The organism is Paenibacillus thalictri, from assembly GCF_004307995.1.
GTDB classification, from domain to species: domain Bacteria; phylum Bacillota; class Bacilli; order Paenibacillales; family NBRC-103111; genus Paenibacillus_AF; species Paenibacillus_AF thalictri.
Genome location: NZ_SIRE01000019.1, coordinates 130,444 through 145,400, shown reverse-complemented (window position 1 = coordinate 145,400; position 14,957 = coordinate 130,444). Strand labels below are relative to the sequence as shown.

The window sequence follows — 14,957 nt, the reverse complement described above, 5'->3', positions numbered from 1 at the left end:
AAGTCAACTTAAAAATAACGATTGACGATTAAAATTTCGCATAATAAAATATTTCAAAATGTCACTTTAGGAGTGAAGCCATGAGGAGATATAGGTGGATTAAATGGCGTAAATTCCTCATCTGGCTCGCAGTGCTCGTCATCATCGGCGTACTGCTGTGGGCGGGGGGGCCAAGCGCATGGATGGTTGCGCTTGGAATCGGCCAAGTTGTGCTTCAGCTCCTTTTTGCAGTCATGTTTATGATCGTCCAGTTTGTGGCCTTGTTTTGGTTTCTGGCCCGCGGACGAACGTATTGGATTTTGCCGGGCGAAACCGGGGCGACCTGGGACGATTACCGGGGCAATCCGGAAATTGTGGAAAACGCCAAGCGGATCGTCACCCTGCTGAAAGGCGTCAAAGAGTTTAAAGAAATGGGCGGCGAGGCGATTCGCGGCTTTCTGTTATGCGGCCCCCCGGGAACGGGGAAATCTTACCTCGCGCAAGTCATTGCCAACGAAGCTCAGGTGCCTTTCGCATACGCCTCTGCGCCCAGCTTTCAGAACATGTTTTTTGGCGTCGGCAATCTGAAGGTGATGAGTCTTTACAAGAAGGCAAGGAAGCTGGCCAAAGTATACGGCGCCTGCATTATTTTTATCGACGAGATCGACGCGATTGGCATGCGGCGCCAGTCCGGCGGCGGCGGAGCGGGGATGTTCGGCATGGGCGGCGGCAGCGGACTGCTTAATGAGCTGCTGCTGCAGATGGATCCGCCGAACCTCGACAACTCGCGAATTGCCAAGCTGCTGCGCTCGCTTGGCCTGCGCCGCAAAAAAGCCGAACGGCCGGCCGTGCTGACCGTGGCGGCGACCAACCTGCCGGATGTGCTGGATCCGGCATTGCTGCGTCCCGGACGGTTCGACCGGCAGCTGTGGGTCGATGTCCCCGATTATGACGGACGGGTCGACATCTTCCGCTACTATTTGAAAAAGGTGAAGCAGGATGAAACTTTGACGCCGGAGAAGGCGTCCTTGGATACGATCGGTTACAGTCCGGCGCAAATCAAACATATCGTCAACGAGTCCGTCGTTATCGCGCATCAGCGGGGAGCGCAGCTGGCCGGCTACGAAGATTTCCGCAACGCGATGGAGACGTACGAATGGGGACTGAAGCAGCCGCTCCGTTCCATGAGCGAAGACGAGAAACGCAATGTCGCTTATCATGAAGCGGGGCATGCGGTAGCGCAATATTTGCTGAAGCCGCATGAACGGGTGTGGAAGGTGACGATCATCCGCCGCGGCGGCGCGCTGGGGCTTGCGGCAACCAAACCTACGCAGGAGCGGTACAACCAAAGCGACAGCGAAATGCTCGGCGAAATCCAGGTATGTCTCGCCGCAAGAGCGGCGGAAGAAGAGTTTCTGCACAAAAAACTGAACGGCGTAACGTCCGACCTCAGGCAGGCGACCCAGCTCGCAGGCGCTTATCTTGGCATGGTTGGCATGGGCGATGAGTTGTTCAGCTGGCTTGCCACCGGTTCGCAGGCCGATGCGCTTCGGTCGCTCCGCCCGAAAATCAATGAACTGCTGAAGGAGCAGATGCTGCAGGTAAAGCAGCTGGTCAAGGAACATGCCGAATTCGTTCATGCGATCGCAGAGGAGCTGCTGCTGCGGGGCGATCTGTCCGGCGAAGAGATCGAGCAGATCTATGTGCGGCTGTACGGGCATTCCCGGCCGGAACCGTCTGTGGTTGTCTCCCATGTGTTTGCCGCTAAGGACGGCAATGCCGCTGCTCAGAAGGCGGAAGCCAATGAAAAGACCGGAAAAGCCGGCGAGATGGACGAAGCCGAAGCGGAAGCCGCACCCGATAGAGAAGGCGGCGGTTACGACCCGTTTGAATAACCGATTACCGTAATACCGCCGGACAACTAGGATATCTTTGGTTGTCCGGCGGTTTTTAGCCTGAAAGGATTCGAAGCGGCCTGTAAGGCCGTTTGGCGTTGAGCGTTGCCATACGACACGTGGGGTTCGGCCGTCGCTAAGCGGCGCCGGGGCAGGCGTTTGGGATTCGCGCGCCTCGGAAAATGTAAGACAAGCGAGCTTCACGCACGTTGAAAATCTACCATGTTGGAGGGATTGGATTGTATATCGTGAATTCGCAAGAAATGCGCGAAATCGATACTGCGGCGATTGAACGTATCGGCATACCTGCGCTCGTATTGATGGAAAACGCCGGCCGGGCCGTTGCCGAAGAAGCAATGGCACTCGCGGCGCAAGCCGCGGGAAGCCTGAGCAAACGGTGGATCGTGCTGGCCGGAAAAGGCAACAACGGGGCCGACGGCGTTGTCGCCGCCAGACATTTGGCGGAAGCGGGTTACGACGCGGATGTGATCTACGCCGACGATCCCGCCAAGCTGCGCGGCGAGGCGGCTGTGCAGCGGGATATCGCGCAGCGGCTAGGGCTCTCGGCAGCAGCTTACGGCGGCAAGGGGACGATTGAGTGGAGCCGTTACGGCGGCATTATCGACGCCCTGCTGGGCACAGGAAGCAAGGGCGGGCCCAGAGGGGCGTACGCCGAGCTGATCCGTGAGGCGAATGAAAGCGGCCTGCCGATTGTGGCCGCGGATATTCCCAGCGGTGTGGACGCCGACACGGGAGCCACGTATGATCCGTGCATACAAGCCGCGTCGACGGTGGCGCTTGCTTTTGTGAAACGCGGTCTGACGCAATATCCGGGAGCCGCAGCGGCCGGACGCGTAACCGTCAGGCCGATCGGCATTCCGGCTTCGCTCGCCGGGCAGATCGGCGTAACAACGTATACGCTGGACAAGTTATCGCTGCGCGTGAAGTTAGACGCGGATGCTTTGGCGGACCGAAGCGCCGACACGCACAAAGGCACATACGGCCACGTGCTGATCGCGGCCGGGAGCCAAGCGATGAGCGGCGCAGGGCTGCTCTGCGCGCAAGCCGCGCTGCGCGGAGGCAGCGGCCTCGTTACATGGGCCGTGCCCGAACGTATTCATGAGCGGCTGATCGGACATTTTCCCGAGGCGATTATCGTGGGTTTGCCCGATCAAAGCACCGGCAGCTGGGGCGGAGTGACGCCCGGCGAAATAGCCCGGCTGGCCGCAGGCAAAAGCGCGCTGGTGCTCGGTCCGGGTTTTGGCCGCTGGCGTGGCGATGCCGCTTGGCTGCGCGAGGTGTGGGCGCTGGCCGACGAACGCGTGCCGCTGTTGCTTGATGCGGATGCGCTCAACATGATCGCCGATGCAGCGGATTTTGCCGCATGGCCGCGCAGGTCCGGCGGTGTGGTGCTGACGCCGCATCCCGGCGAGATGTCGCGCCTTCTTGGCATGTCCACCGCCGAGGTGCAGCGGGACCGGATCGGCCATGCGCGAGCTTACGCCGAGCGTCATGGCGTAACGCTTGTGCTGAAAGGGGCGCGTACCGTAGTGGCCACGCCGTCGGGCGATGTGTATGTCAATGGCAACGGCAACGCGGGCATGGCTACCGCGGGAGCCGGAGACGTATTGGCCGGGCTGATCGGCAGCCTGCTGGCGCAGGGGCGAAACGCCGTGCAGGCGGCAGCGCTGGGTGTATGGCTGCATGGAGCGGCAGGGGACCGCGCGGCGGCCAACCGACACTCGCCGGCATCGCTAATTGCCAGCGATATCGTAGATCAACTTTAAGGGTAAGGCGATATTTGCTTATACTTCAACTATAGCAAGTTTAAAACTATGATTTTGGGCAAAGATGATAGTATTCTATGTTGGGGGTGCTATCATTGCATACGATCTGGAAAGGCGCGATTACATTCGGACTTGTTCATGTTCCGGTTAAAATGTATACCGCTGTCGAAGAAAAAGATATTGCCATGAAACAGATCCACCACGAATGCGGTTCTAGCATATCGAATGTCCGCAGCTGTCCTAACTGCAAACGTGAGGTTGCCTGGGAAGAAATCGTCAAAGGGTACGAATACGATAAAGGCAAGTATGTGCTGTTTACGAAAGAGGAACTGGAGCAGCTGCTGCCTGAAAGCGATAAAACGATTCGCATCTTGCATTTTGTCGATATGGACGAAGTTGATCCGGTATACTACCAAAAAACATATTATCTCTCTCCCGGGGATATGGGGGAGAAAGGTTACAGTCTGCTGCTTCAAGCGTTAAAATCGACGAACAAAACAGCCGTTTGCAAAGTTGCTTTGCGTTCCAAAATTCACCTGGCCTTGCTCAGGACGGCCGGGGAGTGCATCGTGCTTGAGACGTTGTATTACCCCGATGAGGTGCGGCCGGTAGCGCATGTGCCGAACATGCCGGATGGGCGGACGGTCGACAATAAGGAACTGAAGCTTGCCCAAATGCTGATCGGGCAGTTGAGCGGTCCGTTTGACGCATCTCAATACAAGGACGATTTCCGGCTGCAGCTGATTGATGCGATACAAAGAAAAATTCAAGGCGAAGAAATCCGCGTTCAACCGACTATTAGCGAAAATGGTGTGATGGATTTAATGAGCGCACTGCAGGCGAGTTTGGAGCAGTTGAATGCGGCGGCGCAGGCGGAAGCGGCGACCGCGAAAAAACGGAAGAAAAAGGTTGCCCGGGTGGAAGAAACGGCGTAACGGGGCTGATCTTATGCGGGGGTTTTCTCCGGACGGCAAGGCGCATCTTTATTCACTTTCTAAAAAAGGGGCCGTACCGGCAGGTCGCAAAGACCTTATCGGCACAGCCCCTTCTTCATATAAAATTAAGAAATGACAATGGGTACTTTTGTTGCTTCAAACCGTATAATCTGGTAATCTAAAAAATAAAGAGAACAAATGTTTGTATTTTGCTGGAATCGTTTTGGCTTACACTCTGCGTCCGGTAATAAAACGGTCCTTCCAGTAACCGGAATTGATATCGGTGATCTCTACGCCTTTATCCGGGTGATTATGTATCATTTTGCCGCTGCCGATATAGATGCCGACATGGTCGATGTGCCCCGGTTTGCTTACGCTGAACAACACCAGATCGCCTTTTTGCAAATTGGCTTTGCTGCTCACCGCTTTTCCGGCCTTGGATTGAGCGGTGGAACCCCAGGGGATCGTGACGCCGTTTTTGGCGAAAATGAACTGGGTGAATGCGGAACAGTCGAATATGAGATGCTGCGGATCGCGAACGCCGTATTTATATTTGACTTTGCCGATATAGGATTCAGCGGATTTAATGATTTTGTCGGCTTTCGACGTCGTCGAGGCTTTGGTTGAGCTTGTTGCGTTTGCTGCCATTGCGGCTTGGCCGCTTGCGCTCATCAAGGCGAGGGCCAAAACCGTTGCGGTGATCATTTTGTTCATAAGCAGATTTCCCTTCGTATGTTGTTGGAATAGGACACTTGCTGCTTTCATTATAAATGATGAATGATGAGAAACGGACCGGTAAATATTTCTTGCCCGCGGCACCTATTCAAGGTAATATGAAATTCTGCTAAAAAGCAATCGATAAGAAATTAGCAGATGGGCTTCATGCTAAAATAGACAAAGTCTGAGAGAGACAAGGAGAGGAGCAAGAGAGTGGGAAATCATACTGAAACAAGTCATGACGGCGGGACTTTCGGCAGCAAGGAGAATTTTCTGGTCGTGATCGTCATGATACTTGGCGTATTCGTCGCCATCTTGAATGAAACGCTGCTGAATGTCGCATTAACGAAGATTATGAATGACATCGGGATTTTGCCGAGCACGGCCCAATGGCTTTCTACCGGGTATTTGCTGGTGATCGGCGTGCTGATTCCCGTCACTGCTTTTTTGATTCAACGATACACAACCAGAGGTTTGTTCTTATCAGCGATGGGATTGTTTACTGTGGGTACCTTCATTGCCGCGGTCGCACCGGGGTTCGCTACCTTATTAGCCGGCAGAGTGCTGCAGGCAGCCGGGACCGGTTTATTGTTTCCGCTGCTGACCAACGTTGTATTCTCCATCGTTCCGATTGAAAAACGGGGTTCGGCTATGGGGACAATCGGTATCGTTATCACGTTTGCCCCTGCAATCGGTCCGACGTTGTCCGGTCTGATTGTAGAGCATTACAGCTGGCGGGTGCTGTTTTACAGCGTGCTGCCGATTGCGTTGTTTGTCATCGCATTTGCTTCTGCGAAATTGAAAAATGTAACGGAAACGTCCCGTCCGAAAATCGATCTGCTGTCGCTGGTGCTTTCCACCATCGGATTCGGGGGCATCGTATACGGCTTCAGCGGAGCAAGCGAGGGCAGCGCGGGTTGGGCTAGCGCCGAGGTGTTAGGTCCGCTCATCGTGGGAGCTGTGTCCCTAGTGTTGTTCACATGGCGCCAGCTGGTCATCCCGGAACCGCTGCTTGAGCTGAAGACGTTCCAATATTCGATTTTCCGGCTGTCGACGGTCATTATGATGATTGTCATGATGGCAATGTTCTCGGCGATGATGCTGCTGCCCATTTTTCTGCAGAACGCGCTGGGCTACAGTCCGCTAGAGGCCGGATTGGTCATGCTGCCGGGCGGCATCGTGATGGGAATTATGTCGCCGATTACGGGAAGATTGTTCGACAAATTCGGAGCCAAATGGCTGGCCGTCATCGGGCTGGCGTTGATCGCCAATACGCTGTGGCAATTTGCGTTTATTTCGCTGTCGACTTCGTACGCTGCAATTATGGTTTTAAATACACTGCTTATGCTTGGCATTTCGATGCTGATGATGCCGGTCATGACGAATGCGCTGAACGAGCTTCCGCCGCATCTGTATCCGCACGGCACGGCCATTATCGGCACACTGCAGCAGGTGGCGGGTGCGGTTGGCACCGCGCTGCTTGTGACCATCATGACCAACGGCTCCAAGAAATACCTGGACAGCGCAGCGGGTTCCAAGGACGAAGCCACCTTGCAGATTTTGTCCATGATGGCGGGAATGAAAAGCGCTTTTCTGCTTGCATTTGGGCTTGTCATCTGCGCATGGCTGGTGTCGTTTTTCTTGAAGGCGGCTATGGCGGGCAAACGTATGGAAGGCCGCATGTCGGCGCATTAACAACAACTACAAACAGGCGTTTTGGCGAAAGAGCCAAAATGCCTGTTTTTTTTAACTTGCTGATGATTTGAGGTTGCCCATATTTTGAATGATGGACTGAACTTTGACATCGATGTTCATAGAGGGATAATAATCCGTTCGCCAGCGGGTAAGCTGTTCGCGTGTCAGTTTATTGCGGAATAACTGACCGATACCAAGGATGTCGGCTTCGTATTTTTGCAGCCGTTTAATCATGTTATTGCACCGGGTGGTCAACAGCTCTTCCAACTCTTGTCCTATCAAGTCGGTGGATACGACTCCTTTCGTATCCAATATCGTAACTTTCAGGTTAATCGTACTTGTCAAGGAAGCTTTTCCATTCGCAAACGAAGTTTGATGGGACAGTGTGTTGTCGACAATTTTGACAGTAGCATGGTCCATGACTTCGATTTTTCCTTGACTGCTTGCCCCGTTGAAGGCATTAAAGATCAGCGTTTCCTCCGGGCTCAGCCGGCCAACCATTTTACCGTTTTTGACAATGGCTGAACCCATGCTTTCAATAGCGGTTGTTTTCCCGGACTTGACGATCGGCAGGGCCACGTCACGGGTATATGAATCGATGCTGCGGAAAATTTGCCAAGTGCGGGTATCGGCGATTTGCGGATTCCAACCGGCATTTTTACGAAAAAAATCATATAGAAATGTATGCTCCCTGTTGGATAATACATTCAGCCGTTTGAAAAAGTAGCCCAAGTCCTCATCGCAAATGACAACGATCGTTTTGGCCGAAATTTCCCTGGAGCGCATGAAGCTGGATATGCTGTCTTTAAGCCCATGCTCCGCATAAGCCTTGTCCACGACAATCACCTTCAGATGCAGCAGATCGACTTCGCTTTCCATATTCATACTGATCTTATCGACAATTTCATTTAGTGTTGCTCCCGTATAGGAGACAATGTCGATGGTTTGCCCCGACTGGGTGACCTGCGGAATGTCCAGGTAAACGGTGAACTTGTCATCTTGCATGGACACCCCCATAATGATCGGCAGGGAACGGTGATTGATGTCTTTATTGTCCCAGCATCCGCCCAATACCAATAGGCCCGCAATAAATAACAGCAGCTTCAAAACGAAAATCATCGGCTTTCGCATAGGGTCTGTTGTTCCTCTCTTGGCAGTTAGCGGGAAAGCTGCTTTTTGTGTCGTGTCCCAAGCCATAAAATGCCGATTGGGATCACTGTGAGCACATAAAGCCGTAAAATCGTATTCCACCACAAAAAACGTTCAACCGTACTCCAATCGGGAATTTGCAAACATATGACGTATACAATGACCGACAGCAAGGGTACCGCCCAAACGGTTTTGATCTTGTAAACGCTTGTTTGAATGACACAAACGATTTGCCATAACGTAAGAGCGATAAGCAGCATAATAAAAATGATCAAGCTGAGCAGAAAAAACATCGTAATACGGTCAAACATCAGCCAGTTCATCTCAATCGTATCGATGGCCATAATGAACGGAAACTGGAAACGCTCAGCGGTAGATTGTCCAAATGTAAAAATCGGGATGTAGACAGACATTAAAAACAAAGGAAGCAGAATAAAACTCGACAGGAGAATCGTTTTCGGCCGGTACGTTAAGATTCCCGGAGTAAATCCCAAAAACAGAAACCCGCTGGCAAAAGCAAACAAGCTTTGGTAATACGACCGGTGACGCAAAAATGAAAAAGACGCGATATAGCGATCCCAGAGCGGCAGCAAATAACGAACATCGGTGTTTTGAAACGATGAACAGATCACAAATACGATCGGAACAACTAACAAGGCGCATAACAGGACACCGGACCGGAACATCGTTTCCGGACCGAGCATGGCGATGTAAGCCGAAATCGCCAGAAGCAGAACCATAATCGCCCACAAGGGTGTATTTGCCAAAAATATGATGGTGACGATTTCGGAATACGCTCTGACTGTGATAATGACGACGGCCAGCAGATACAAAGTAGCAGGTACAAGAAGGAGTACGGCCAATATATTGCCGCTTCGTTTACAAATTTCAACAATATTCAATTGGTCGAAGCTGTGAATTCCTTTCATATACATCCAGATTACCAGGACATGCAGCAGGTATCCGACGAGAATAGCCAGCCAATGTCCGTGGTCGAAACTGGCTATAATATCGGTGGGGTACAGAAAAAAAATAAGCCCCATATGCGTAACGATATACATTACAGCGACTTGCGTGCTTTTATCCATTAGGCTTGTCCTTTGCTTTTGTCATATACAAATAGGGGACTCCGAAGCTGGTGACGCTTGCCATATAGGCAACCATAACGACAATTCCGGAGGCAAGCCCAAGTACGCCGTAAATGGCGGATAACATTAAAATCAAATATTTAAATAAACGAAGCACCAGCGAATTTTGGAATCCGACCACCGTCGAGGTGGCGATCGTTGTTCCCGCTAAAATAATAATCAGCAAATTGCTGACCAGTTTGGCGGCCACGACAGCTTGTCCCAATATAATGCCGCCGACCATCGTGATGGTCGGGCCGATGCTCTTGGGCAATCTTAAACTGGCTTCCAAGGTCAGTTCAAGCACCAGCAGGAGCAGCAGCGTTTCTACAAAAGCAGGGTAGGGGACATCAATGCGGCTGCGGGCGATGGACAAAGCCAACTCGATGCGCAGCACATCCGGGTTCACGGAAACAAGCGCGACATAAAGTCCTGGAAACATGATCGTCACCAAAGCGCCAATAATCCGCAGGAAACGCGTCAGCACCATATAAATGTATGGGAAATTCAAGTCGTCATGAGCAGAGAACATATCCCACAACAGGCTTGGCAGGATGATGCCAAATGGAAAACGTTCAAACAAGAGCACGGCTTTGCCGTTTTGCAGCGCACTGGCGGCATATTGCGGCAGCTCGGTTGTGTTCAGCTTGGTGACCAAGGTCCATTTCGAAAAACCTAACATCTTATCCAACTGCTGTAAGTTTTGGATATCCATATCCAGTTGGGTTTCGATTCGCTGCACAATCTTATTTAACAAATTAGAGTTGATGCGGTTCTCGAGGTAGACAACTTCCAGACGATTCGGCTGGCTTTTCCCGATCGAATACGATTTCACTTGAAGCTGCTCTGAAAAAACATGACGCCGCAGCATCCCGATGTTTTTATCGATATCCTCTTGAAAAGCGCTGATTGAGCCGCGCAGCACATTTTCCGTGGTCGGCGCTTCGATGGCCCGGGTTAACGTTTTACTGACCGGAATGGCGCTTACGATGATGCCCGCAGGTTCATAGATGACGATCAAACGCCCTTTCAGCAATTCCGTAACCGCTTCGTCGCACCCGGTCAGCTGATATCCGAGACCGTTTAATAACGAAGGAAACATCTCATTGGAAAGAGAGATTTTTCCCGCTTGCGAATGCAGCAGCATAAGCGTTTGCGGAATATCGATAAGCGATTTATAACCTGCAAGTTGGATCGGAATACCTGCAAGCCATGTTGGCTGGATGATGAAATCGGCATCATTCCGGAAAAGCTGCTGTAGCTGCTCTGACAATTTCATAACGGGCATCCCTCCACCTGACAGTTAGATACCATTATTTCCTTCCGGTTTGCTTATATTCAATCAACGTCAATATAAGATTTCTTGCATTTTTCCGGGGAGTGGGCAAATTTGGCGCCTCTGCCGCATATCTTATTAAAAATAAGATGCGGAAGGAGCGGCTTACATTGACGCAGCCGGTCATCAACATTTTTTATATCAAAATCAACAGTATTTCGAATAATGGCGCCTTCAGCATCGGTGAAACGCTGCATCATAGCCATCGGGTGAATTCCAAGTCAACGGGGACCAATGCATCCTTCGGCGACAGGGCGGGAGCTACCGCTCAGATGAAGAACACCTATATCGATCCCGATGTTAACGATCAAGGAGAGTTGTCCCCTCCATCCGACAAATAACGCTTCTGCACCTGCATGACGGACAATAGCACATACGGAAGTTGCGAGTAATCCGGATCAGAAGGAGGATATTTAATGCCATATATTATTAATGTATTTAATGTTAAAACAAACGGGCTTACTAGAAATGCCAACATCGGGTTTGGAACCAACATACAGAACAGCCATACGGCCAATACCAAATTTGTCGGCGGCAATGCTGCCGTAGGCGATTTTTCTCCGGCTTCGGCTTTGATGTTAAACGGTATGGTCGATCCTGATATCAGCGATCAGGGACAAACCGCCAACCCGTCTGCGCCTTTCATCAATACTTTTTAAAAAGAAGGCAGGCTCGGTTTATGGATACGGATAAGCTGAAACAGTGGATGGATTTGGCGCATAAGTTCGACAGCGGAGATTTCTGGAAGGACATATTCGGCAATGGGGAAGAGGCATCCGGTCCGGATGCCTTAGATTCCCGAAAAAAATCGGATAAGCTTTATCCCCTGGCGGATATTTTCGAACGTGGCATAGAAATATGGGTACTTATCGAGCTTCCCGGCATGCGCAGGCAGGATGTCGAACTCACGCTTGCCGGCGGCAGCCTGACGGTCCGCGGCATCGTCAAGATTCCGCTGGACAATGTGACACCGCTGCATACGGAACGGTTCTACGGGCCGTTCGAGCGGACCATTGCGCTGCCGCAGCTTGGAGATCAGTCCCGTGTCCGGGCGCGAATGGATTTGGGATTGCTGATGATTCGGTATGAGCGGATGCAGCGGTTGGATGAGTGGATTGTCATTGAATAATTACATGATTGCGGAATGTGGGGAGTTCGATGAACCTGAGAGCGATGATACAAGTTCTTCTGAAGCATCCTGTGATCTCTGAGCGAAGCGGCACCTCGGTACGGCCCCATTCGGACAAGCCTCAGAGCGAAACCAACGCTGTTCCCGCCGATGCCAGCCGGCTGCTTATGATGGAGCAGCGGGTTGCCGCGCTGCAGAAAAAACTGGAGGAAAAAGAAGCTCAGCCTACGATTTGGATTGAGACGTTAAACGTCGAACATCTGGTCGTCGAGCAGGTCGATCTGAACAACAACTTCGGGCAGCTCGGCATTAAGGAATTAAATGGCAGGCTGAACATCGGCACTACGTATTCTGCCGCTCCGGAACCGCGCCGGCAGCATCCGGCATCCGGCAGCGCCGATAGCGAACCGCCGGGTTTTGACCCGGCGGCTCAGGGCGGAGGAAACGCCGCTCCGTCACCGAAAGTATCCATGCGGGCCAGGAGCAACAGAGGCTAAAAGTTATTGCTCCGGTCATTGCGCTGTTATATTCGTTTATCTGTCACATCTGTAATATCGGGATTTGCTTTCATTAAGGTCTCTGCCATCGACTCCAGCTTGGGAAGGAAAGCCAAAACTTCATCGGCACGGCGGCGGAAGTCAAGCGAAGATATTATGCCGAGATCGGCCAGAACCGCTTCGAAAGCAGGTTTATGCCGCTCGTGCAGCGACGGTTCATCGGCTACCAATATTTTATGGCACCGCGCATAGGTCGCAACGATCCAGAAAACGGCTTCAAAATGGTTGCCGTTTTCAATGAGCTCGCGGCTGCCGTCGATAGCTATCGGCTTAGCCGCTTGTGTAATATCGCTGCTGAATAAAAAAGGTGTTGCCGACACAGCGGCTGCGGCGTCAAAAGTCGCGTCGAGAGCGGCAAGATGTTGTTCCAGACGCTGCGGTGTTAAGCGCTTGCAGCCAAGCAGCTCCAACAGCTCCTCGTAAAAAGCGTCATAACTGTAATCGTTCAGAACTTCGCGGGCAGCCAAATACCGCAGGCGAATCGTCGGATTGCGAAGCGCAGCCGCCAGCACTACATGGGTAGTGATTCCGGTGGGAAACAACCAAGACAACACTTGATCGGATAGCGGAGCGGAAGCATCTAGGGATTGCAGACCACGTTGGATCTTGTGCATGGCATCGGCGCAGCGGCGGCGCACCCAATAACGATCGGCAAAACGCGGGGAAATCTGCCGCTGCAACTGGCGCAGACGCCCGGTCGGATCGGCGATCACCGTATCCGTACGGAAACTTCCCGCCAGATGATAAGATGATAAAATATCCTCTGCGTTCGCAAATTGGCTCCATGATAGAAACGTAATTTCAAGCAGCACTCCCTGGTATGTAAATTTCCCCAGTTTAAGCGGAGGCTCCGTTTCGGAAGTGATGACCATCACGTCGATGTCCGAAGCTGCCGGTAGCTCCGCATCTTCCGGCATATGGACTGATGATCCGCTGAAATAGGCCCCTTTAAACCCTTCCTTGTGACTTGCGTGTTCCATGACCCACATCTTCGCGGCTTCTCGCGCGTCTTTAACCTTCACGTGTCCCAGCCTCCCCGATATATCATTTATACGCCCAATCGATACGTCTATCCATTATAGCTCCGCTGTAAATAAATGTATATTAAGCGACGCAAATATATTTGCCCTAAAGTGCACTTTAAGGTGTGTTATTGTTGTGCATCCGAGTTGTTCTGATTTTCGGTAAAAATAGCTATGTATTTTACTTGATTGGTGATCGGGGTGACGGAATGCTCCTCCAAGGAATTGAAATAGACGCCGTCTCCGGGCGATAGTTCGTATTCCGTTCCTCCGACCTTGTATTTCATTTTGCCGGATATCACATAAATAAATTCCTCGCCCGCATGGGAGAATTGCCGTTTCTTCACTTCGCCTTTCTCCGCGGTAAACATATACGGCTGCATGATCTTGTCTCTCCGTTCGGAAGCAAACGCAAAAAAGGAGTAGCCCTTGTTTGTTTTAATCCACTTGCTGACATCCTTGTATTGGTCCGCCTTAATCAGTATCGTGCTGTTATTGGAATCCGCTTCGAGCAGATCGGCCACTTTGACACCCAACGCATTGGCGATTTTCATCAGCGTTGCGACGGCGGGCATCGTTTTGCCGCTTTCGATTTTGGAAAGCAGGCTTTTCGTAAAACCGCAGGCAATCGCGATTTCATCTTGTGTCCGTTTCTGCTCATTGCGGATCAACCGTATTCTCCGGCCTAATTCCATCATGGATATTCCCCTTATACAATAAGATAAGGTTAATATACTTCAACCTAATTGAATAATGCAACGAAAAATGCAGAGATCTGAGGCTGCTTGTTCAACTAATTTGAATGCATCTCCTAACGTATGCTCCGTCCGTTTCAAAGCGGGTGTCGCGGCAGAAGGATAACGAGAATTGCTGCCGGGCTACTTTTGCGCGGGTTCCGTTATTTTGAAAAAAACCGCCAGCACACTTCGCTTTAATTCCGATACTAGCGTATCCACCGGTTTTACACGTTCCAACAACTCTCCGGCATGATGAGGAGCCGCGGCAAACAAGGAAACCGAATTGATCAGCAGCAAAAAGAAGATCACGGGTTCTTGCTGCTGAACCAGCCCTTCGCGGATGCAGTCTTCGATAAAAGGGAGAAACAACTTGCAGGAAGGAGTTACTAGTTTCTCCATCAAGTAGGCCGACCGCTCATTGGCAAACATCGATTCATTGCTGATGAACATGCCGTGATAAGGCATGGACATGTTGAAATCGACAAAATCGTCAACAACATAACGGGCAAAAGCTTCTAACTCCTGACGTGTTGCCGGCCGTTTATAGTCGATGAAAGGCGAACGGCTCATAATCTTGCCGGCCAAATCGTCAACCACCGCTTTCCACAAATCCAGCTTGGAGCCGAAATGATGTGTAATCAGCGAAACATCCACGTCGGACAGATGGGCGATCGTCCGCAGACTGGTGCCATCGTAACCGTTCCTGGCAAATTCGTTCAGTGCGTTGGCGAGCAAAAACTCTTTGCCAAAAGCCTCCTGTTTCATCGGCCGGCCCGGACGCCGTTTATGATCTTCCATGACAATCGATCCTTTCCAGGTGTTATTCATCAACCGTCCATATTTATATATTCTACAACTGTTGAATTAATTATTAAACAAGTGTAGAATTAAT

15 protein-coding genes are annotated in these 14,957 nt (G+C 51.4%); 8 read left to right on the top strand and 7 right to left on the bottom strand.

All coding sequences use genetic code 11. The features are described from left to right. Positions 1-80 precede the first annotated feature (80 nt). The 3 genes from EYB31_RS25245 to ku all read left to right on the top strand — a co-directional run bounded on the left by EYB31_RS25245 (position 81) and on the right by ku (position 4,596). Positions 81-1,874, top strand: coding sequence for an AAA family ATPase (locus EYB31_RS25245; protein ID WP_131016202.1), 1,794 nt, complete (start codon positions 81-83; stop codon positions 1,872-1,874). Positions 1,875-2,113: 239 nt separating this feature from the next. Further along, entirely contained in the window at positions 2,114-3,661 is a 1,548-nt protein-coding gene (locus EYB31_RS25240; RefSeq protein ID WP_131016201.1) for an NAD(P)H-hydrate dehydratase, read from the top strand. Positions 3,662-3,756: 95 nt separating this feature from the next. Beyond that, positions 3,757-4,596, top strand: coding sequence for a non-homologous end joining protein Ku (ku, locus tag EYB31_RS25235; RefSeq protein WP_165452609.1), 840 nt, complete (start codon positions 3,757-3,759; stop codon positions 4,594-4,596). 228 nt (positions 4,597-4,824) lie between these two features. Here the strand turns inward: ku and EYB31_RS25230 are convergent, their stop codons facing one another. Beyond that, positions 4,825-5,310, bottom strand: coding sequence for a C40 family peptidase (locus EYB31_RS25230; protein WP_131016199.1), 486 nt, complete (start codon positions 5,308-5,310; stop codon positions 4,825-4,827). Between the two features lie 216 nt (positions 5,311-5,526). Here EYB31_RS25230 and EYB31_RS25225 point away from each other — a divergent pair, with 216 nt between their 5' ends. Next, positions 5,527-7,008, top strand: coding sequence for an MDR family MFS transporter (locus EYB31_RS25225; protein ID WP_240762838.1), 1,482 nt, complete (start codon positions 5,527-5,529; stop codon positions 7,006-7,008). Between the two features lie 51 nt (positions 7,009-7,059). Here the strand turns inward: EYB31_RS25225 and EYB31_RS25220 are convergent, their stop codons facing one another. Genes EYB31_RS25220 through EYB31_RS25210 form a run of 3 tightly spaced genes read right to left on the bottom strand, consistent with a single transcriptional unit; the run spans position 7,060 to position 10,563 of the window. Then, a complete protein-coding gene (locus EYB31_RS25220; RefSeq protein WP_240762836.1) occupies positions 7,060-8,127 on the bottom strand; it encodes a Ger(x)C family spore germination protein in 1,068 nt (355 codons plus the stop codon). Positions 8,128-8,165: 38 nt separating this feature from the next. Continuing rightward, entirely contained in the window at positions 8,166-9,245 is a 1,080-nt protein-coding gene (locus tag EYB31_RS25215; protein WP_131016197.1) for a GerAB/ArcD/ProY family transporter, read from the bottom strand. Continuing rightward, positions 9,238-10,563 (bottom strand): spore germination protein, encoded by a 1,326-nt coding sequence (locus EYB31_RS25210; protein ID WP_131016196.1) that lies wholly within the window; start codon positions 10,561-10,563, stop codon positions 9,238-9,240. Before EYB31_RS25210 ends, EYB31_RS25215 begins: the two co-directional genes overlap by 8 nt. A 146-nt stretch (positions 10,564-10,709) precedes the next feature. Here EYB31_RS25210 and EYB31_RS25205 point away from each other — a divergent pair, with 146 nt between their 5' ends. The 4 genes from EYB31_RS25205 (at position 10,710) to EYB31_RS25190 (ending at position 12,246) form a co-directional block, all read left to right on the top strand. Then, the gene (locus tag EYB31_RS25205; protein ID WP_131016195.1) at positions 10,710-10,961 is read left to right on the top strand and encodes a spore germination protein; all 252 of its coding nucleotides are present in this window, start codon (positions 10,710-10,712) and stop codon (positions 10,959-10,961) included. Positions 10,962-11,036: 75 nt separating this feature from the next. Further along, positions 11,037-11,279 carry a spore germination protein gene (locus EYB31_RS25200; RefSeq protein WP_131016194.1) on the top strand — a complete coding sequence of 81 codons (243 nt, stop codon included), beginning with the start codon at positions 11,037-11,039 and terminating at the stop codon, positions 11,277-11,279. A 20-nt stretch (positions 11,280-11,299) separates the two neighbouring features. Further along, positions 11,300-11,749: an Hsp20/alpha crystallin family protein gene (locus EYB31_RS25195; protein WP_131016193.1), complete on the top strand. Its 450-nt coding sequence runs from the start codon at positions 11,300-11,302 to the stop codon at positions 11,747-11,749. A gap of 44 nt (positions 11,750-11,793) precedes the next feature. Then, the gene (locus EYB31_RS25190; RefSeq protein WP_131016192.1) at positions 11,794-12,246 is read left to right on the top strand and encodes a hypothetical protein; all 453 of its coding nucleotides are present in this window, start codon (positions 11,794-11,796) and stop codon (positions 12,244-12,246) included. Between the two features lie 26 nt (positions 12,247-12,272). Here the strand turns inward: EYB31_RS25190 and EYB31_RS25185 are convergent, their stop codons facing one another. The 3 genes from EYB31_RS25185 to EYB31_RS25175 form a co-directional block, all read right to left on the bottom strand. Next, complete coding sequence (locus tag EYB31_RS25185; protein WP_131016191.1) at positions 12,273-13,328, bottom strand: hypothetical protein; 1,056 nt, start codon at positions 13,326-13,328, stop codon at positions 12,273-12,275. A 128-nt stretch (positions 13,329-13,456) separates the two neighbouring features. Further along, positions 13,457-14,026, bottom strand: coding sequence for a helix-turn-helix domain-containing protein (locus EYB31_RS25180; RefSeq protein WP_240762833.1), 570 nt, complete (start codon positions 14,024-14,026; stop codon positions 13,457-13,459). A 180-nt stretch (positions 14,027-14,206) separates the two neighbouring features. Continuing rightward, positions 14,207-14,863 (bottom strand): TetR/AcrR family transcriptional regulator, encoded by a 657-nt coding sequence (locus EYB31_RS25175; RefSeq protein WP_165452608.1) that lies wholly within the window; start codon positions 14,861-14,863, stop codon positions 14,207-14,209. Positions 14,864-14,957 lie beyond the last annotated feature (94 nt).

Coding starts and splice junctions, on each gene's coding strand:
- EYB31_RS25175 (WP_165452608.1), bottom strand. CDS start 14,863: ATGGAAGATCATAAACGGCGTCCGGGCCGGCCGATGAAACAGGAGGCT.
- EYB31_RS25210 (WP_131016196.1), bottom strand. CDS start 10,563: ATGAAATTGTCAGAGCAGCTACAGCAGCTTTTCCGGAATGATGCCGAT.
- EYB31_RS25220 (WP_240762836.1), bottom strand. CDS start 8,127: ATGATTTTCGTTTTGAAGCTGCTGTTATTTATTGCGGGCCTATTGGTA.
- EYB31_RS25245 (WP_131016202.1), top strand. CDS start 81: ATGAGGAGATATAGGTGGATTAAATGGCGTAAATTCCTCATCTGGCTC.
- EYB31_RS25180 (WP_240762833.1), bottom strand. CDS start 14,026: ATGATGGAATTAGGCCGGAGAATACGGTTGATCCGCAATGAGCAGAAA.
- EYB31_RS25195 (WP_131016193.1), top strand. CDS start 11,300: ATGGATACGGATAAGCTGAAACAGTGGATGGATTTGGCGCATAAGTTC.
- EYB31_RS25215 (WP_131016197.1), bottom strand. CDS start 9,245: ATGGATAAAAGCACGCAAGTCGCTGTAATGTATATCGTTACGCATATG.
- EYB31_RS25200 (WP_131016194.1), top strand. CDS start 11,037: ATGCCATATATTATTAATGTATTTAATGTTAAAACAAACGGGCTTACT.
- EYB31_RS25190 (WP_131016192.1), top strand. CDS start 11,794: ATGATACAAGTTCTTCTGAAGCATCCTGTGATCTCTGAGCGAAGCGGC.
- EYB31_RS25230 (WP_131016199.1), bottom strand. CDS start 5,310: ATGAACAAAATGATCACCGCAACGGTTTTGGCCCTCGCCTTGATGAGC.
- EYB31_RS25205 (WP_131016195.1), top strand. CDS start 10,710: ATGCGGAAGGAGCGGCTTACATTGACGCAGCCGGTCATCAACATTTTT.